Source organism: Actinomadura sp. 7K507 (assembly GCF_004348425.1).
Lineage (GTDB): Bacteria > Actinomycetota > Actinomycetes > Streptosporangiales > Streptosporangiaceae > Spirillospora.
Genome location: NZ_SMKK01000196.1, coordinates 1 through 18607, shown reverse-complemented (window position 1 = coordinate 18607; position 18607 = coordinate 1). Strand labels below are relative to the sequence as shown.

Below are 18607 nucleotides of genomic sequence, written 5' to 3'. Positions count from 1 at the left end.
GGGTGGTTCAGGGCGGGTGGATGGATCAGGGGCCGCCGGCGCGCTCGTCCAGAAGGCGGACCGTGCCGGTGCGCCCGTCCAGCTCGATCCAGGCGCCGTCCGGGATGCGGCCGGTGGCGCCGCCGACCGCGACGGCGGCGGGCACGCCGAGCAGCCGCCCCGTGACGGCGGTGTGCGAGAGCAGGGTGCCGCGCTCGACGACCAGCCCGGACGCGGCGATCATGAGCGGGAGCCAGCCGGGGTCGGTCTCCCGGGCGACGAGGATCCGGCCCGCGCAGTCCGCGGGGGCGATGCCGGGGTCCAGGACGACCTTGGCCCGGCCCCGGACCGTCCCGCCACTCGACCCGAGCCCGTGCAGGACCTCGTCCCCGTCCCCGTGGAGCGCCTCGCCGCCGTATCGCCGCTCGGGGGCGCCGGCCGGGCGCACCCGCTGGAGTGCCGCCGCGACCGGGCGGCCGGCGGGGATCGACAGCAGCGCGGGCAGCGTGCCGTCGAACGCGCCGGTGACCTCCTCGACGGTGAGGTCGTGGACGTCCATGGGATCGTCCAGCATCCCGGCCTCGGCGAGGTGGCCGCCGAGCCGCCACATGACCTCGCGGGACAGCCCGAACAGCTGCGTGCGGGCGAACCGGGTGTCCTCCCGCGTGCGGACGCACCATCGCATCATCGACAGCACCGCGGTGAGCGTGGCGCGCCGCAGCGGATCGCGGCAGGCCGCCCGCAGGCGCCGCCGGGCGTCGGCCGCGGCACGCGCCTCGCCGGCCCGGCTCCCGGCGACGGTGGCGCCCTGCCGGACGAGCGGCGCGATCGTCGCGGCGACCGTCCACGGCCGCTGGCGCGGGGTCGGCTCGTCGAGCTTGAGGTCGTGCATCGCCCGGTCCCCGTATCGCCGCAGGTACGCGCGGGCGGCCGCCGCGATGGGCGAGCCGTGCCGTCCGGCGGCGATGTCGTCCCACACCGCCCGCACGCTCTCCTCGCCGGCGCCGTCGGCGGCCAGCAGCGCCGCCTTCAGGGCGGGGATCGCGGCGGCGCGCTCGGCGAGGGCGATGGCGGCGCGGGCGGCGGCGAGCGAGCGGTTCTCACGCCCGCCGCACAGCAGCCCGGCGAGCAGTTCCGGCCCGGCGTCCGCCCAGCGGCGCAGGAGCGCGGTCCCGGCGCGCATGAGCAGCAGGCCGTAGACCGCGTTCGCGAGCGTGACGCCCCAGTGCCGCGACACCCCGGCCCACACGTGCCGGTACAGGACGATCAGCTCGTCCGGCGAGCGCTCTGCGAGCGGCCGGGCCGCCGGGTCGTGGATCTCCGCGATCAGGCCGTCCCACCAGCGCAGGAACCGCGCGGTCGCCCGCCGGTGCCCGGCCGCGCGCCAGGCGATGAGGGGCAGGGCGGCGGCGATCCGGGCCCGCGGCCGGCGCCAGGACGCGCGTACTTCGCCGCTGATGCCCATGCCCTCCTCCCACCCGGCGCGGACGAGGTCGAACACGGGCAACTGGCCGTGCAGTTCCTGCCAGTCGTCCAGCCGGTAGTACACGCGGCCGTCGAGGTGCCCGACCATGCGCGGAAGCCGGTGCGCGTTCGCGCACCGGCTGCCGAGCGCCGGGACGCCCATCCGCCGGTACAGGTCGGTGAACGCGAGTTCGTAGAACATGCGCGCCTGCGTGTAGGCGAGGGCACCGGACACGCCCGGGAAGCTCTCGGTGATGTTGTGGTTGCCCCAGTGGACGCGCGGGCCGGTGTCCGGTGCGCTCCCGGCGAGCGGCCGGGCCTGGACGAGGTGGACGGCGCCGTCCGGAGTGAACGTCCCCTCGATGTCCTGGGGACCGCCGAACAGCTCCTCCACGCGTGCGGCGAGGGCGGCCACCTCCTGGGCCTGGCCGTCGGTGAGCACGGGCGCGTCCCGGAGGCCGTCCGGCACCTCGGTCACCCTCGGTTCGGTCTCGGCGCCGGCGGGCGGCCCCACCATGCGCCGCTTGGCGACGACCTCGGCGCGGACCGTGCCCGTCTTGGGATCGACGAAGAAGTGGTCGACGTCGGCCCTCTCCTGGACGACGCCCTCACCGATCCCGTGCGCGGCGGCGATGATGTGATGCCTCGTCCCGTCGCGCGGGTCCCGGGTGAAAGCCACGAAGGAGCGGGTCCCGGGCACCATCCGCTGGATCCCCACCGCGACCCTGGCGGTCGCGGGATCGATGCCCTTCAGGGTCCGGTACCGGACGGCCTCGGCCTTGAACGCCGACGCCCAGCAGCGCGCCACCGCCTCCAGCAGCCCGTCGCGGCGGACGTACAGGAAGCTGTCGCTCATCCCGGCGAACGGGTCGTCCTCGGAGTCTTCCCCGATGCCGTCCTCACCCGGCACGACGCAGGCCCGCACGGCGGCCATGCCCTGCGCGCCGATGCGCTCGTCGAACGCGTCCAGCAGCCGGGCGGCGGCCTCTCCTTCCGGGACCGCCTTCGACAGCGCCGCCCCGGCGGCGGTGCACCAGTCCGCGACCGGCACGGACGGGACCGGCGGGACGGCGTCCCTCAGGCCGCCGAGCGCCCGGTCGAACTCGGCGGCGGGCAGGCAGAAGAAGTCCGGGATGGGGAATCCCGCCGCGCGCAGCGTCTCCAGCCGCGTGAACTTGTGCCCGATCTCGTCCATGGTCACCACACTCCAGGCAGCAGACGCGGCTTCCCGGCGGCGTACCGGGCATAGCCGGGGACGTCCCGCAGCGCCCGCTCCTCCACGCGGACCCGCCAGGCCACGGCGGCGACCAGCAGGAGCAGCGCCGCCACGCCGGCCGGGGTGGGGAAGAAGCACGCGAACCCGGTGTTCGCGAGGAGCATCCCCGCGTAGGCCGGATGGCGGACGATCCCGTACGGCCCGCCGGTGACCACCCGGTGGCCGCCCTGCCGCATGACGTGGTGGGAGTAGAACCGGCCGAGCGCGCGGATGGCGGCCTGCCGCAGCGCCACGCCCGCGGCGAACGCCACGGCGGCGAACACGGCGGCGGGCACGAGCGGCCACGGCGGCGAGCCGTCCCACGGCGGCGCGAGGGACGCCGACGCGATCAGCGCGATGCGGGCCAGCGCGTACGGGAGCAGCGTCCGCGCGTCGTCCGGCGCGGCGCCGGCACGGCGGAACGTCACCCGGGCCTCCAGCAGCAGCCAGCCCAGATAGGCGGCGAGCAGACCGGCCGCGAGACCCGCCGGCGTGCCTTCTCCCCCGGCGTGGCGGACGATCCCGGCGATCAGGATGGCCGCGGCCAGGACGAACAGCACGCGCGGCGCGGCCGTCAGGACCTTGGCGTTCATGGTCTCGGTCACCGCCTCCTGGTCCTGGCGTACTGTTCCGGGTCCACCGCGTACGCCTCGTAGGTCAGCGACCCCAGGCCGGCGCCGGTCGCGGCGTCCGCCAGCGTCGCCCTGCAGTGGGACCGGCGCCCCGGGACGCGCGCGATCGGCCAGCGCAGCAGGAGCGGGGCGTCCCGGTCGAGGCGGCAGGGGATGTCCAGCCGCAGCGCCACCCACAGCAGCGTCGCGTCCATGGGCCTGCCGTGCTCCTCGTGCTCCAGCATCGTGGCGAACTGCCGGCCGGCCTCGACGATCTCCACGGGGCCGCGGAACGGCGGGCTCGGCTCCGGTCCGGCGGGCGGCCGCAGCACGGCGGCCTCCACCACCCCGCGCCCGCGCCGCACCGGCTCGCCGACCAGGATGTTCTCGGCACGGCGCCGGTGGACCAGCTCGGCCGGCGCGCGCCGCGCCTCCGGGACCGGGCCGGGGACGCCGCGGGCGTCCGCCGGCGGCGCCGGAACGTCGTCGGTGAACGCGATGGAGCCCGCGCACACCTCCTCCCCCGCCTGGCGCGCGGCGACCGTCCAGGCCCGGTTCGGGCCGGGGACGGGACGGCAGGACAGCGTCGTGGCGCCGCGCAGCTCGCAGAACCGGGTGAAGTCGAGCCCGGCCACCACCCGGCCGGGCCGCCGCCCGCGCGAGCGCAGCTCGTCGGCGCGGACGGCCAGGTCGAGCAGGCCGCTGAACAGCAGCATCCCCGGCACGTGATCGAGCGGGTGGTCGAAGTAGAAGGGATCGGACTCGTCGACGACCAGCTCGCGGAAACGATCGATGACGGACGCGGCCATGCGCCCTCCCTCCATTTTTCTGGCCCCTGTCTCCTCGCCGGTCCACACCGAAAACGGCGTCGGACGCCCTTCTCGGCTAGGGCGCGAAAACCGGCTGGACGGCCGTCATCCTGCTACAGAAATGCGCACAGCTGAACTGCACTCCTGGGCAGTCCGGGCCCGGGGAGTCTTCCCGGACCGGCAACCCGGCGCCCCCCGGACACGCTCCGTGCAAGGACCTCCCGCCCGGAAACCGCATGTCAGCGTCCACTTGCACGACGCGCCGGGGCCGCCGTCTCGCCGGCTGCCGGGCGAAGCGCGCACGTCATCAGGCTGAAATAGAGATCGATTGCCACGCGTTTGTGCGCACCCCGTGCGGCGCTTTAGACCACAGGTCGCAAAAGATATATTTTCAAACTATTGTTCAAACGGGACAGAACGACGAGTGCTGTGACGTTGCCCACAATTAATTGGCAGAATGCGGCCAGGCGCGGGGCCCGGCCGCCCTCCCCGTCCGGGAGTACCGCCGGGGGTGGCCGGGCGGGCGCACGAGGCGCCGTGCGCGTCCTGTCGATTCAGGGTCGCCCGGCTCGATCGCCCCGTGCGGACGCGGGCTTGTCAGGCGGCTGACAAATGGCGGCCCGCAGGATGAACGTCGCTGAGTGTCGCGGATCACGTTGCGTGCCTAGGTTGAGACGACCGGGCTTCGGGCCGGTGTATGAGCGAGGAGGTGCCAACGTGACGACGGCATACGAGGACGCGCACACCGGACCGTCCGTGCTGGACGGCCTGACGGAGGAGCCGTGGCGGGACGTCCCGCCGGAGGAGGCGCGGTGGATGCGGCCCCACCTCCCCGACCTCCTCGGCCCCATGGTGGAGGGCGTGCTGAGGCACGTCCCCGAGTACGACCGGCCGGGCGACACGGCCTACTCGCGGGTCGCCGAGGCCGCGGTCGCGCACGCCATGGAGCACTTCGTGCACATGATCGCCGACCCGGACGCCTCCTGGAAGGAGGTCTACCAGGTCTTCTTCGACGTGGGCTACGGGGAGGCCGTCGAGGGCCGAAGCCTGGAGCATCTGCAGAACGCGATGCGGATCGGGTCGCGGCTCGCCTGGCGGCACCTCGCGGTCGAGGCCGAGCGGCTCGGCCGCCCCCGCACGCTCGTCAGCCTGCTCGCCGAGGCCAACTTCGCCTATCTGGACGCGCTGGCGTCCGCGGCGGCGCACGGGTACGCGCGGGCCAGGGAGAAGGCCGCCGGAGAGCGCGAGCAGCGCCGGGGCCGGCTGCTGACCCTGCTGCTGTCGGACCCGCCGGCGCCGCCCGAGGCCGTGCGCGAGCAGTCGGCCCGCGCGGGCTGGCCGCTGCCGAAGCGGCTCGCGGTGATCGTGCTGCGGCCGCGGCCGGGCAGCGGCGGCGAGGACCCGGCCGGGCTGCCGCCGTCCCTGCTGACGGGCCTGGACCACGGCCGGCCCTGCCTCATCGTCCCCGACCCCGACGGACCGGGCCGGATCGAGGAGCTGACCGCGACGCTCGCGGGCTGGACGGGCGCGGTCGGCCCGTCGGTCCCCGTGGACCACGCGGGGACGTCGCTGCTGTGGGCGCGGCGTGCGCTGGAGCTGGCGCCCCCGGTCCCCGCACCGGGCCAGGCCGCCGGCCGGGCGGGCAGGCAGAACGGCCCGGCCGTGGGCAGGGAGCGGACCGCGGTCCGGGCCGCCGGGCGGGGCGCCCGGCGCGGCGGGGTGCTCGTCCGGGCCGAGGAGCATGTCCCGGAGCTGCTTCTGCGCGAGGGCGGGACGCTCGCCGCGATCGTGGCGTCCCGGCGGCTGGCCCCGCTGGACGAGGCCGGGCCGCGGCAGGGCCTGCGGCTCGCCGTGACGCTGCTGGAGTGCATGAAGCACGGCTTCAACGCCACCGGCGCCGCGGAGGTCCTGTGCGTGCACCCGCAGACCGTCCGCTACCGGCTGGCGCAGCTGCACGGCATGTTCGGCTTCGACATCGAGGACCCGGCGATCCGGCTGGAGATGATGCTCCTCCTGCACACCTGGATCGAGCGGCACGGCGCCTGAAACGTCCGCCATTCCCCGCCGCCACTTCCCGCCCGACTTCCCCGCGGGCGAGTCTTGACGTCATGCCCGGTCCCGGAATCCGCTACGGTCAAGGTCGCCGCGCAGGCAAGGGGAAGGAAGACTGAGTACACATGGCCGAGAAGGTCATTCGGGTGGACGACATCGACGGCTCCGAAGGAGCCGATGTCGCAAAGCGGGACTTCGAAGTCCTGGACCGGACGTTCACGATCGACTTGAGCGATGACAACGACAAGCGGCTGAACGAGGTGCTGGACGCGCTCGCGCCCTTCATCGAGAACGCCGCCGAGGTGAAGCCCGCCGGGAAGGGACGCAAGTCCCGCACCGCGAAGATCAAGGGCTACACGAACGGCGATGTCCGCGAGTGGGCATTGCGAAGTAACATCGAAGTCTCTGAACGTGGCAAGATATCGGATGAGGTCTATGCTGCATTCATCGAGGCACATCCGGACGCCAAGCCGGACGCATAGCTAGAGGGAGTCCCCGCATGGCACAGAAGGTCGAAGTCCTTCTCGTGGACGACATCGACGGCGGAGAGGCTGACGAGACCGTCAGCTTTTCCCTCGATGGAACCACTTACGAGATCGACCTGAGCAAGAAGAACGCCGCCAAGCTGCGCAACGGTCTGGAGCCGTTCGTGGCCGGCGCCCGCAAGGCGCGCAAGCCCGCCGCCCGCGGCGGCCGCGCCGCGCGTACCGCGGGCAGCCGCGAGCGCTCCGCGGAGATTCGGGAGTGGGCGAAGAGCCGCGGCATCAAGGTCAATGAGCGGGGCCGTATCCCCGCCAATGTGATCGAGCAGTACGAGGCCGCGCACTAGCGGTCCTCAGCGCGGCCGGCGGCGTTCCGGCACGACGCCCGGGGCCGGGGTGGTGGAATTCTCATCACCCCGGCCTCTTGCGTGCGCAACGGGCAAATCACCTTTTCGGTACGGTATTCGCCGGAGAGCGGCTTCGCGGGGAAGGTGCGCCCCCGGGGGCCGAACATGCCGGATCTGGGGAAAATGCCGGAAATAGTGCGGGACAACACAATAGGGTGAGACCCGGGGAACGGCCGAGGGGGCAGACCGTTGAGACATGCCACGCGATGGGACCGTGTGCGGTACTGGTTCGACCGGACCATGTCGAAGGGGACGCCCGCGCTCATCGGCTGGCTCGGCCTCGCCTCGGCGGCGCTCGTGCTCGTGGTGGCGAGCGCGGCGGTCCTGTTCACGCCGCGCGACAGCGCCGACAACGGGCACTGGTTCGGCATGGTGTGGCGCAGCCTGCTCCGCACGATGGACCCCGGCACGATGGGCGACGACACCGGCACCGGCCCGTTCCTGGCGCTGATGCTGATCGCCACGATCGGCGGCATCTTCATCGTCAGCTCGCTGATCGGCGTGATCACCACCGGCCTCGAAGCCAAGATCACCGAGTTGCGCAAGGGGCGGTCGCAGATCGTCGAGCACGGCCACACCGTGCTGCTCGGCTGGTCCGAGCAGGTCTTCACCGTCGTCGCCGAGTTGGTGGAGGCCAACCAGAGCAAGCGCAGGTCGTGCGTGGCGATCCTCGCCAACCGCGACAAGGTGGAGATGGAGGACGCGATCCGGGACCGGGTGGGCGACCTCGGCCGCACCCGCATCGTGTGCCGCACGGGCGACCCGCTGAAGGTCGCCGACATGGAGCTGGTCAGCCCCGGCACCGCCCGCTCCATCATGATCGTCACCCCGGAGACCGGCGACGCCGACGCCCGCGTCATCAAGGTGCTGCTGTCGCTCGGCTCCCGGGCGTGGGGGCACGGCCGCCCGCACGTGGTCGCGGCGGTGCACGACTCGGCGAACCTGCCCGCGGCGCGGCTCGCGGGCGGCGGCTCCGCGCACGTGATCGACGCCGACGACGTGGCGATCCGCCTCATCGTCCAGTCCCACCGGCAGTCGGGCCTGTCGCAGGTCTGCACCGACCTGCTCGACTTCGTCGGGCACGAGTTCTACATGCGGTGCGAGCCGAGCCTCGCCGGGATGACGGTCGGCGAGTCCCTGTCGCGCTACGACCTGGGCATCCCGACGGGCCTGCGGCGCGGGGACGGGACCGTAATGCTCAACCCGCCGATGGACACCGTGATCAGCGCCGACGACGAGATCATCGTGCTGGCCGAGGACGACCTGCTGATCCGGCTCCGGCAGGGGCCCCCGCCGCCGGTGCGGGAATCGGTGATCACCACGGCGACACCGCGCGAGCCGGTGCCCGACCGCACGCTGATGCTCGGCTGGAACCACCGCGCCCCGAAGATCATCGAACTGCTCGACGAGTTCCTCGCCCCGGGTTCGGCCCTGCTGGTCGCCGCCCCGCGCGAGGACCCGACCGGGGCGCTGCGCCCGCGCGACAACCTCAAGGTCGACTTCGTCCGGGCCGAGCCGACCGAGCGCCCGTCCCTGGAGTCCCTCGACATCGGTTCCTTCCAGCACATCATCGTGCTGTCGGAGGCGGGCGCCGACCACGAGCGCGCCGACGCGCGCACGCTCGTCACGCTGCTGCACCTGCGCGACATGGAGGACGCCCTCGGCGACCCGTTCGCCATCGTCAGCGAGATCCACGACGACGCCAACCGGGAGATCGCGCAGGTCACCAAGGCCGACGACTTCGTGGTCAGCGAGAAGCTGATCAGCCTCATGCTGACGCAGCTCAGCGAGAACCGGCACCTGTACGACGTGTTCGTCGACCTGCTCGACCCCGCCGGCTCGGAGATCTACCTCAAGCCCGCGTGCGACTACCTGGCGCCGGGCGAGGAGGCCGACTTCGCGACGCTCATCGAGTCGGCGCGGCGGCGCGGCGAGGTCGCGCTGGGCTACCGGCTGACCGGGCTCTTCCACGAGCCCCCCGGCTACGGGGTGGTGCTCAACCCGGACAAGACGGCGCCGCTCACGCTGTCGGCCGACGACCGCGTCATCGTGCTGGCCGAGAACTGATCCGGCGCATCTGCCTTATCCGGCGCATCCGGCCTATCCGGCGCATCCGGCACATCCAGCCTCATCCGGCACATCCAGCCTCATTCGGCACATCCAGCCTCATCCGGCCCATTCGGCTCATCCGCCTCATCCGGCGCGTCAGTCCTGGAGGCGCGCCCAGACCTCGCGGTCGCGGTCGGCCGTCCAGATCCGGGGGCGTTCGACGCCGTCCAGCTCGTCCCACAGGCGGGAGACGTCGAACGGGAGGCAGTGCTCGAAGATCGGCCAGCGCCCGTAGCCGGGCGCGAGCGCGGCGTGCACGGCGGCGAAGGCGTCCTTGAGCGTGCCCCCGCCGTCCCGGACGCGGCCGGTCTCGCGGATCATCGTGTCAAGGAAGCCGCGGGTCTGCCCGATCGCGGCGCGGGCGGCGTCCCGGCCGTGCGCGACCGCTCCGCGCCCGCCGACGAGCGTCTCCGCGCCGAACGAGTTCACGTGGTCGAGCGTGCCGGACGCCCATTCGCGGTGGAACGCGTCGCCGGTGTAGAGCGCGGCCTGCGTCTCCACGAGGTCCCCGGCGAACAGGATCCGGTGCCGCGGCAGCCATGCCACGATGTCGCCCTCGGTGTGGCCGCGGCCGCAGTACGCCAGGTCGAGGTCGCCGCGGTCGCCGCCGAGGTCGATGGTGAGCGTGCTGGAGAACGTCACGGACGGCCAGGTGAGGCCGGGGATGCCGTCCGGGTCCTTGAACAGCCGGGGCATCCGCCCGTACTCCGACTCCCAGTCCTGCTCGCCGCGTTCCGCGATGAGCGAGCGGGTCAGGTCGTGCGCGATGACGACCGGGGCGCCGAACGCGCTCGCGCCCAGCGTCCGGACGGCGTGGTAGTGCGACAGGACCAGGTAGCGGATCGGCTTGTCGGTGTGCGCCCGCAGGACGGTGAGCCAGTCGCGGGCCGCCGCCGGCGTGGCGAGGGCCTCGTAGCAGACGAGGAAGTCCTCGCCCTCGATGGCCCCGACGTTCGGATCCCCTTCGGCCGTGAGCGCGTAGACCCCGTCGGCCAGGACCTCCAGCGTCTGCGTCTTGTCGCTTAGATCTGCGGACGACGCGAACGGTCTGGGCATCGGCGCCCCCTCGCAGTCGTGGCCGCGGCCTCCGGCCGGTCGTGCTCGTGCGAATCTCGTCCAGGGTTCATTCCACGCAGAGCGGTCGATAACCGTCCCCGATCCCGGGAGGACGGCGGCGACGGGGGTAAGAGGGATCTCGACCGTGACGCGCAGCGGAGGGAGGGCCGGGTGACCGCCGCGCTCGGGCTGCTCGCCGTCCTCCTGCTGACCGTCGCGACCGGCTACTTCGTGGCGCAGGAGTTCGCGTACGTCACCGCGGACCGCCCCGCTCTCGAACAGCGCGCGGCGGAGGGCGACCGGGCGGCCGGGCGGGCGCTGCGGGTGATGGGGCGGCTGTCGTTCATGCTGTCGGGCGCCCAGCTCGGCATCACGGTCACCGCGCTGGTCGTCGGGTTCATCGCCAAGCCGGCGCTGGCCGACCTGATCGCACCGGCGCTGCGGGCGGGCGGGGTACCGGACGCGGCGACCGGCGGCGTGGCGGTGGCGCTCGGGTTCGCCCTGGCCACCGTGATCCAGATGGTGCTGGGCGAGCTGTTCCCCAAGAACCTGGCGCTGGCCAGGGCGGAGCAGCTGGCGCGGGCGCTGGCCGCGTCCACCGTCGTCTACCTGGCGGTGGCGGGGCCGCTGATCAGGCTGTTCGACGCGTCGGCGAACCGCCTGCTGCGCGCGGCCGGCATCGAGCCGGTGGAGGAGCTGCACCACGGCGCGACGCTGGAGGAGCTCGGGCGCATGATCGGCGAGTCCGGCGAGAACATCCAGGCGGGCCACGCCGACCTGCTGGAGCGCGCGCTGGCGTTCTCCGAGCGCGACGCCGAGGATGTCATGATCCCGCGCGTCGACGTCGTGACCGTGTCCGCGTCGGCCTCCGTCGCCGAAGTGAGCGACGTCATCTCCGCGACCGGCCACTCCCGCTACCCGGTCACCGGGGAGGGCGTCGACGACCTCGTCGGGGTCGTGGGGCTGGAGGAGCTGATCCTGCTCGCCCCGGGCGACTCCGAGCGCACGGAGATCCGCGGCGTCACGAAGGCGCCGCTGCTGCTGCCGTCGTCGCTGCCCCTGCCGGACGTCCTGCTCCGGCTGGAGAGCACCGCCGCGCCGATGGCCTGCGTGATGGACGAGTACGGCGGCTTCGCCGGGATCGTCACGTGGGAGGACGTCGCCGAGGAGCTGGTCGGGGAGATCGCCGACGAGAACGAGCCCGGCGAGGACCTCGCGATCAGGATCGGCGAGTGGTGGACGACCGACGCCGGCCTCCGGATCGACGAGGTCGCCCACGAGACGGGGATCGCGCTGCCCGAGGGCGGCTACGAGACCGTCGCGGGCCTGCTGCTGAAGCGGCTCGGCCGCGTCGCGGAGCCCGGGGACGTGGTCACCGTCGACCTTCCGCCGGCCCGGCTGGACGAACCGCCCCGCACCGCCGTGGTCGAGGTCCTGACGATCCACCGGCACGTGCCCGAACTGATCCGCGTCCGCACCGTGGAGACCGCGGAGGAGGACCGGTGAGCCTCGCCCTCGGCGCGCTCGTCACGCTGGCGCTGCTTGTCGGCAACGGGTTCTTCGTCGCCACGGAGTTCGCGCTGGTGGCGGCCAGGCGGCCGCGGCTGGAGCGGGCCGCCGCGCGCGGCGCCCGGGCCGCCTCCGCGGCGGTCGCGGGGATCGACGAGCTGTCGCTGACCCTGGCGGGGGCGCAGCTCGGCATCACGATGTGCTCGCTCGGCCTCGGCCTGGTCTCCGAGCCGGTGTTCGCCGCGACCTTCACGCCGGTGATCCACGCCGCGGGCCTGCCGGAGGGGGCGGCGCACGCGGTCGCGTTCGTCCTCGCCCTGGCGCTGGTGACGTTCCTGCACATGGTCATCGGCGAGATGGCGCCGAAGTCGTGGGCGATCACCGACCCGGAGCGCTCGGCGACCCTGCTGGCCCTGCCGTTCCGTGCGTTCGCCACCATCGCCCGCCCCGTGCTGGCGGCCCTGAACGGCATGACGAACCTGATGCTGCGGATGATCGGCGTCCGTCCCGCGAACTCGCAGGAGGTGTCGCGCACGCCGGAGCAGCTGCACAGCATCGCGCAGGACTCGCGGCGGCTCGGGCTGATCGAGGAGACCGAGCTGACGCTGCTCACCACCGCGCTGGACGCGCCGCGCGCACCCCTGTCCGACCTGGTCGTGCCCGTCTCGCAGGTCGTGTCCGTCCCGCCCGCGGCGACGCCGCAGGAGGTCATCGACACCGCCGCCCGCACCGGCCGGCTCCGGATCATGCTGCGGGGCTCCGGCCGGCACGCGGCCCGGATGGTGCACGTCCGGGACGCCTACCTGGCCCGTGCGCGCGGCCGCGAGACCCCGGCGCGGGACCTGGCGCACCCGGTCCCGGCGATGCCGATCGGTACCCCGGTCGGCGAGGCCGTCACCACGCTGAAGGGGCACCACAGCCATCTCGGCCTCGCCGTGGACCCGGACGGCCGCATCGCCGGCCTGGTCAACCTGGACGACCTCCTCACCACCCTGCTGACCGTCCGCTGACCCCCCCGCCAGTCGTCAATGTTGGTTGACAGCCTGGACGTGTCAACCTACATTGACGGCATGAGCGATGGAGTGACGCTCGCCCAGGAGGCGAGCAGCCGGGATCCCGCGGTCGGGCTGCGGGCCGTGCGCGCGCTGCGCGAGCTGGCCGAGCGGCTGGAGGCCCTCCAGGTCGCCAGCGCCCGCGACCAGGGCTGGTCCTGGCAGGAGATCGCGGTCTGCCTCGGTGTGAGCCGGCAGGCCGTCCACAAGAAGCACGGCCGCAACGAACACGGCCAGAACAAGCAGGGCGGCGGCCGCCGCCTCCTCAGGAAGGAGCAGTAGCGCGATGTTCGAGCGTTTCACCAAGGATGCGCGTCACGTGGTCACCAGTGCCCAGGAGCAGGCACGCGCGTTGAAGCACCACCACATCGGCACCGAACATCTCCTGCTCTCCCTGCTGGACGGCGACAACGCCACGACCCGCGCCATGGGCGAGCACGGGCTGACCGCATCCGACATCCGTGAGCGGATCACGCGGATGAGCCAGGACCCGCTCGACCCCGAGGCGCTCGGCACCCTCGGCATCGACCTGGACGCCGTCCGGGAGGCTACCGAGCGGGCCTTCGGCGAGGGGGCCCTGGACGCGCCCGCGGCCAGGTGCCGCCTCCCCCGGGGGCACATCCCCTTCACGCCGAAGGCGAAGAAGGCCTTGGAGCTGAGCCTGCGGCACGCGATCCGCCTCAAGCAGAAGGAGATCCGGAGCGGGCACATCCTGCTCGGGGTCCTGCACGACGACGACTTCCTGTCAGTGCGGCTCGCGGCCGAGGCGGGGGCGGACGTCCGGGAGTTGCGCGCCCGCATCGACCGCCTGATGTCCTCTGCGGCGGCCTGACCCCGACCCGGCCGGGTCCCGCGCCGCCTCAGCGGCGCGCGGCCTCCCAGCCCTGGACGAGCTCCGCCGTGGCGTCCCCGACCAGACCGACGTTCAGCCCCTGCTCACCCTGCTCGACCTGAACGCCCACCGGCCGCAGGTCCGGGACACGACCGCCGTAGAGGGCATCGCGCTCCGGCATCCGCTCGTACTCTCCGGGCCGCCACCAGTACACCTGCGGGCTGATCGGCTTCTCCCCGCTGCCGGCGAGCTTGGCAGCCACGTCCTGCACGGTCTTCAAGGCCAGGACGAGGTGCTGGTCCGTCCCGATCTCGTGGACCGTCACGTACTCGGGGAGCGGGAAGGCGACCAGCGCGCCGAACGGGAGCGGGCCGGGGAAGTAGCGGGTGAGGACGTGCGCGTGCGCGCCGATGTACCGGTGCCGCTCCCCGATGTGGACGACCTTCACCCCGTCCATGTCGCTCGCCTCGACGTAGTGGGGCTCGTCCTGGATCGAGCGGGTCAGCGCGTCACCGAACGCCTCGTTCTCGCCGACGCCGCCGAGGTCGGCCCGGTTGAGCGGCATCATCGAGTCGGGGAAGTCCTGGACGACCGCCTGGACGAGGCCGGGCGCGAGGGGCCTGGTCACCAGCGCCGCCAACATCCGCTCGTCGAGCGCCTGCTCCGGGTAGAGCCGGACACGCAGGTTCCCGGCGCGCAGGATGTCGTTCGCGGCGCCGGGCGCCCCGCCCGGCGCAGCCGCGGGTGCGGGCGCGGGCATCCGGTCGAACGCCTGTACCGCCTGGTCGGCGTACTGGGCCGCGATGCCGGGCAGTGCGGCACGCGCGTTCCGCCCGGCGTGGTGCCGCCACTCGGTGATATCCGCCTGCGCCTGCGTACCGTCCCTGAGCGTCACGGCGAGGGCGCCGGGGGCGGTCAGCTCGGCCCGGTATCCGCGCTGAGCGAAGGCGTCTATGAGAGCCATGCCGACGATGTCGGGATTCGAGTTCATGATCGTGTACGACGCCCGGGGCGCCCCGCGGGTTCGGGCCGTTCTTCAGCGCCCGAAGGCGCCCGCGAGAGCGGCGGCACAGGCCCTTCTGCGGCGCGGGTCGTCGGGGAAGCGGCGGCTGCATTCCGCCGCGATCCAGGACGGAGCGGGACGCGTTCGCACCGGGGCCTTCGGACGGGTCGCCTGGTTGTTAGGACGGGACGTACGCGGCCGGTGCGTGCGCGCAGGGACGTCCTGCACTCGGCGAGACGGCTCCTTCCGCGTCGCGGGGCGGTTCGCGGGCGCCGCGTCGTCCGCCCGTCCCCGCGAAGGCGCCGTGGCGCCCGGTGTGGCGGGCGGTGTGGCGGACCGGGTCGACGACGGCGGCGCGGGCCGGACGGCGGGCGGCGTGGCGGACGGCGTGACCGCGCCGGGCGTCACCGTCCGGGCCGGAATCGCGTGCATCGTCCCGTAGCCGACGGCGAGAACGAGCCCGGCGCCGATAAGGCCGGCGGCGACGGTCAGGAGGGACGGCCGGAAACGGCGCAGCCGGACGGGAGGACTCGGCTCGGCGCGGGTGAATCCGGAGGGCGGGAGGTGGGAGGAAAGGCGCATCCCCCGATCGTCACGCTACGCGCCCACCCGGACACGGATAATCGCGCCGACCGTTGCCACCTCGATATCGCTACTCCGCCAGGGTGACCGTGAAGCGGCGAAGGCTGAGCGCCGGGTTCTTCTCGCGGACGGCGGCGACGCGCTCGGGCGAGATCTCCCCCGACACGACGCCGGGGCTCTCCCCCAGCCCGGAGGTGACCACGCCCATGGGGTCCACGATCATGCTGTTGCCGGCGCCGGTCGGAGCGCACTGCCCGGCCGCCGCCACATAGATGGTGTTCTCGATGGCGCGGGCGCGGGCCAGCGTCCGCCAGTGGTCCTCCTTCAGCGGCCCCGGCACCCAGGCGGCGGGCAGGGCGAGGACGTCGGCGCCCGCGTCCACGATCCGCCGCGTCACTTCGGGGAAGCGGACGTCGTAGCAGGTCTGCATGCCGAACGTGACGCCCTCGACGGTGAACGTCTCCGGGTTCGCGATCTCACCGTGCCGGACCAGCGCCGACTCCTTGTAGCCGAACGCGTCGTACAGATGGATCTTGCGGTACTCGGCCACGGTTTCGCCACCGGCACCGATGGCGACGAGCGTGTTGGAGATGCGGTCCGGCTCGTCCAGCCGCTCGTTCAGGCCCGCGACGACGTGCACGCCGTGCCGCCGCGCCACCTCCGCGAGCCCGCCGGCGAACGGGCCGTCGAGGGGCTCGGCAGAGTCGACGAACCGCTCGTCCATCCTCGGGGCGGTGAACATGGCGAACTCGGGGAACACCACGACCTTCGCGCCGTGCCCGGCCGCCTCGCCGGTGAGCTTGCCGATCGCCGCCAGGTTCTCGTCCTTGTTGACCCCGGGCGCGAACTGCGCCACAGCGATGTGCACCATGCCGTTCCTCCCTGTGTCACATCCGGTCGACGCCGGTCACGCGGATGACGGCCTCGCCCTCCTGGTCCGAGCCCGCCAGATCGACCTCGGCGCTGACGCCCCAGTCGTGGTGCCCCTCAGGATCGTCGAAGACCTGCCGGACGCGCCACAGCGCGTCCTCCGGGACCTCCTCGATCTGGAGCAGCTTCGGCCCGCGCGCGTCGGGCCCGGTGAGCAGCTCGTCGTGCTCGTCGAAGTACCCGTCCATGGCCTCCGCCCACGCGCCGGCGCCGAAATCCGGGTCCAGGTCGCCCAGCTCGCCGTACTTCTCCAGCGCGGCCAGCTCCACCCGGCGGAACATCGCGTTGCGCACCAGCACGCGGAACGCCCGCGTGTTCGCGGTCACCTTCGTGACCCGCTCCTCGATCGGCTCGTCCACGTCCTCGTCGGACGGGTTCGCGAGCTGCTCCCACTCGTCCAGCAGGCTGGAGTCCACCTGCCGGACCAGCTCCCCCAGCCACTCGATGAGGTCGATCAGGTCATCGGTCTTGATCGACTCCGGGACGGTCTGCTGCAGCGCCTTGTAGGCCCCCGACAGGTACCGCAGGACGAGGCCCTCGCCCCTGGCCAGCTCGTAGAACCCGATGTACTCGGTGAACGTCATCGCGCGCTCGTACATGTCGCGCACGATCGACTTGGGGCGCAGCGGATGGTCCCCGACCCACGGATGCCCGGCCCGGTAGATCTCGTACGCGGCGTCGAGCTCCTCCTCCAGGGGCTTGGGGTGGTCGACGTCCTGGAGCAGCTCCATGCGCTCCTCGTACTCGATGCCCTCGGCCTTCATCTCCGCGACGGCCTCGCCGCGCGCCTTGTTGATCTGCGCGGCGATGATCTGCCGCGGATCCTCCAGCGTCGCCTCGATGACCGACAGCACGTCCAGCGCGTACGACGGCGACGACGGGTCCAGGATCTCGAACGTGGCCAGCGCGAACGTCGACAGCGCCTGGTTGAGCGCGAAGTCCTGCTGCAGGTCCACGGTGACCCGCGCGTACCGGCCCATGTCGTCGGGATCGGGCAGGACCTCGACGACGCCGCCCGCCAGCAGTGACCGGTAGATCGCGATCGCCCGCGAGATGTGCCTGCGCCGCGCCGCCGGCTCCTCGTGGTTGTCGGTCAGCAGCCGCTTCATCGCCTGGTACGCATTCCCCGGACGCGCGATCACCGACAGCAGCATCGCGTGGCTGACCTGGAACCGCGACCGGAGCATCTCCGGCTCGGCCTCCTGCAGCTTGGCGAAGACGTCCTCGTCCCACCCGACGAACCCCTCGGGCGCCTTCTTGCGCTGGACCTTCCGCCGCTTCTTCGGATCGTCCCCCGCCTTGGCGAGGGCCTTCTCGTTCTCCACCACGTGCTCGGGGGCCTGCGCGACGACGAACCCGACCGTGTCGAACCCGGCCCGCCCGGCACGCCCGGCGATCTGGTGGAACTCCCGGGCCCGCAGCCGCCGCACCCGCTGCCCGTCGTACTTGCTCAGCGCCGTGAAGACCACGGTCCTGATCGGGACGTTGACGCCGACGCCCAGCGTGTCCGTCCCGCAGATGACCTTCAGCAGCCCGGCCTGCGCGAGCCTCTCCACCAGCCGCCGGTACTTCGGCAGCATGCCCGCGTGATGCACCCCGATCCCGTGCCGGACGAACCGCGACAGGTTCCGCCCGAACTTCGTCGTGAACCGGAAGTTGCCGATCAGCTCCGCGATCCGGGCCTTCTCCGCCTTCGTGCACACGTTGATGCTCATCAGCGACTGCGCACGCTCGATCGCCGCCGCCTGCGTGAAATGCACCAGATAGACCGGCGCCTTCTGCTCGGCCAGCAACTCCTCGATCGTCTCGTGCAGCGGCGTCACCCGGTAGTCGTAGATCAGCGGGACGGGCCGCTCCGCCGACGTCACCACCGCCGTCTGCCGCCCCGTCCGCCGCGCCAGATCCTTCTGGAAGAACGAGACGTCCCCCAGCGTGGCCGACATCAGCAGGAACTGGGCATGCGGCAGTTCCAGCAGCGGGATCTGCCACGCCCACCCCCGTTCGGGCTCGGCGTAGAAGTGGAACTCGTCCATCACCACGACACCGATATCGGCGTCGGCCCCGTCCCGGAGCGCGATGTTGGCGAGCACCTCCGCCGTGCAGCACACGATGGGCGCGTCCGCGTTGACGCTCGCGTCGCCGGTCATCATCCCGACGTTCTCGCGCCCGAACATCTCGCACAGGTCGAAGAACTTCTCCGACACCAGCGCCTTGATCGGCGCGGTGTAGAACCCGACCCGGTCCCGGCCCAGCGCCGAGAACAGCGCCCCGGCCGCCACCAGGCTCTTCCCCGACCCCGTGGGCGTCGAAAGGATCACGTTCGCGCCCGACACCACCTCGATGAGCGCCTCCTCCTGCGCGGGATACAACGTGATCCCGCGCCCGGACACCCACCGCTCGAACGCCTCGAACAACGAATCGGCATCGGTGTCGTTCCCAGAGGGAAGCTCATCAATAAGGCTCACACCTCCATCC

The 18607-nt window shown here is 72.7% G+C and carries 16 protein-coding genes; 9 read left to right on the top strand and 7 right to left on the bottom strand.

The genetic code is table 11. The annotated features are described in order from the left end of the window. Positions 1-25 precede the first annotated feature (25 nt). From E1285_RS33390 to E1285_RS33380, 3 genes are read right to left on the bottom strand one after another with little or no spacing between them, the layout of a single operon-like run. Positions 26-2638, bottom strand: a complete 2613-nt coding sequence (locus tag E1285_RS33390; RefSeq protein WP_132158573.1) for a PEP/pyruvate-binding domain-containing protein — start codon at positions 2636-2638, stop codon at positions 26-28. 2 nt (positions 2639-2640) lie between these two features. Next, positions 2641-3303: an isoprenylcysteine carboxylmethyltransferase family protein gene (locus E1285_RS33385; protein WP_132158572.1), complete on the bottom strand. Its 663-nt coding sequence runs from the start codon at positions 3301-3303 to the stop codon at positions 2641-2643. Then, the gene (locus tag E1285_RS33380; protein WP_165966859.1) at positions 3300-4118 is read right to left on the bottom strand and encodes an AfsA-related hotdog domain-containing protein; all 819 of its coding nucleotides are present in this window, start codon (positions 4116-4118) and stop codon (positions 3300-3302) included. The genes E1285_RS33385 and E1285_RS33380 overlap by 4 nt, the downstream gene beginning before the upstream one ends. A gap of 717 nt (positions 4119-4835) precedes the next feature. Between E1285_RS33380 and E1285_RS33375 the strand changes: the two genes are divergently transcribed. The 4 genes from E1285_RS33375 to E1285_RS33360 all read left to right on the top strand — a co-directional run bounded on the left by E1285_RS33375 (position 4836) and on the right by E1285_RS33360 (position 9126). After that, the gene (locus E1285_RS33375; protein WP_243723222.1) at positions 4836-6164 is read left to right on the top strand and encodes a helix-turn-helix domain-containing protein; all 1329 of its coding nucleotides are present in this window, start codon (positions 4836-4838) and stop codon (positions 6162-6164) included. Between the two features lie 131 nt (positions 6165-6295). Beyond that, positions 6296-6652 carry an Lsr2 family protein gene (locus tag E1285_RS33370; protein ID WP_132158570.1) on the top strand — a complete coding sequence of 119 codons (357 nt, stop codon included), beginning with the start codon at positions 6296-6298 and terminating at the stop codon, positions 6650-6652. 17 nt (positions 6653-6669) lie between these two features. Next, on the top strand, positions 6670-6999 hold the full coding sequence (locus tag E1285_RS33365) for an Lsr2 family protein (RefSeq protein ID WP_131884518.1): 330 nt from the start codon (positions 6670-6672) through the stop codon (positions 6997-6999). A gap of 300 nt (positions 7000-7299) precedes the next feature. Then, on the top strand, positions 7300-9126 hold the full coding sequence (locus E1285_RS33360; protein WP_132158569.1) for a potassium transporter TrkA: 1827 nt from the start codon (positions 7300-7302) through the stop codon (positions 9124-9126). A 138-nt stretch (positions 9127-9264) separates the two neighbouring features. Here E1285_RS33360 and E1285_RS33355 read toward each other — a convergent pair whose 3' ends face one another. Continuing rightward, positions 9265-10224, bottom strand: a complete 960-nt coding sequence (locus E1285_RS33355) for an MBL fold metallo-hydrolase (protein WP_132158568.1) — start codon at positions 10222-10224, stop codon at positions 9265-9267. 171 nt (positions 10225-10395) lie between these two features. Between E1285_RS33355 and E1285_RS33350 the strand changes: the two genes are divergently transcribed. The 4 genes from E1285_RS33350 to E1285_RS33335 are packed head-to-tail and all read left to right on the top strand — an operon-like array spanning position 10396 to position 13617. Continuing rightward, the gene (locus E1285_RS33350) at positions 10396-11730 is read left to right on the top strand and encodes a hemolysin family protein (protein ID WP_132158567.1); all 1335 of its coding nucleotides are present in this window, start codon (positions 10396-10398) and stop codon (positions 11728-11730) included. Then, the gene (locus E1285_RS33345) at positions 11727-12743 is read left to right on the top strand and encodes a CNNM domain-containing protein (RefSeq protein WP_132158566.1); all 1017 of its coding nucleotides are present in this window, start codon (positions 11727-11729) and stop codon (positions 12741-12743) included. The genes E1285_RS33350 and E1285_RS33345 overlap by 4 nt, the downstream gene beginning before the upstream one ends. A gap of 60 nt (positions 12744-12803) precedes the next feature. After that, positions 12804-13067, top strand: a complete 264-nt coding sequence (locus E1285_RS33340) for a helix-turn-helix domain-containing protein (RefSeq protein WP_132158565.1) — start codon at positions 12804-12806, stop codon at positions 13065-13067. A gap of 4 nt (positions 13068-13071) precedes the next feature. Then, positions 13072-13617 carry a Clp protease N-terminal domain-containing protein gene (locus E1285_RS33335; protein ID WP_132158564.1) on the top strand — a complete coding sequence of 182 codons (546 nt, stop codon included), beginning with the start codon at positions 13072-13074 and terminating at the stop codon, positions 13615-13617. Between the two features lie 28 nt (positions 13618-13645). Here E1285_RS33335 and E1285_RS33330 read toward each other — a convergent pair whose 3' ends face one another. Next, positions 13646-14608, bottom strand: coding sequence for a hypothetical protein (locus tag E1285_RS33330; protein ID WP_132158563.1), 963 nt, complete (start codon positions 14606-14608; stop codon positions 13646-13648). A gap of 217 nt (positions 14609-14825) precedes the next feature. Between E1285_RS33330 and E1285_RS33325 the strand changes: the two genes are divergently transcribed. After that, entirely contained in the window at positions 14826-15062 is a 237-nt protein-coding gene (locus E1285_RS33325; RefSeq protein WP_132158562.1) for a hypothetical protein, read from the top strand. A gap of 210 nt (positions 15063-15272) precedes the next feature. Here the strand turns inward: E1285_RS33325 and E1285_RS33320 are convergent, their stop codons facing one another. Together E1285_RS33320 and E1285_RS33315 are read right to left on the bottom strand one after the other, a co-directional pair. Continuing rightward, positions 15273-16073, bottom strand: a complete 801-nt coding sequence (locus E1285_RS33320) for a carbon-nitrogen hydrolase family protein (RefSeq protein ID WP_132158561.1) — start codon at positions 16071-16073, stop codon at positions 15273-15275. 16 nt (positions 16074-16089) lie between these two features. Beyond that, positions 16090-18597 carry a DEAD/DEAH box helicase gene (locus E1285_RS33315; RefSeq protein ID WP_132158560.1) on the bottom strand — a complete coding sequence of 836 codons (2508 nt, stop codon included), beginning with the start codon at positions 18595-18597 and terminating at the stop codon, positions 16090-16092. Between the last annotated feature and the right edge of the window lie 10 nt (positions 18598-18607).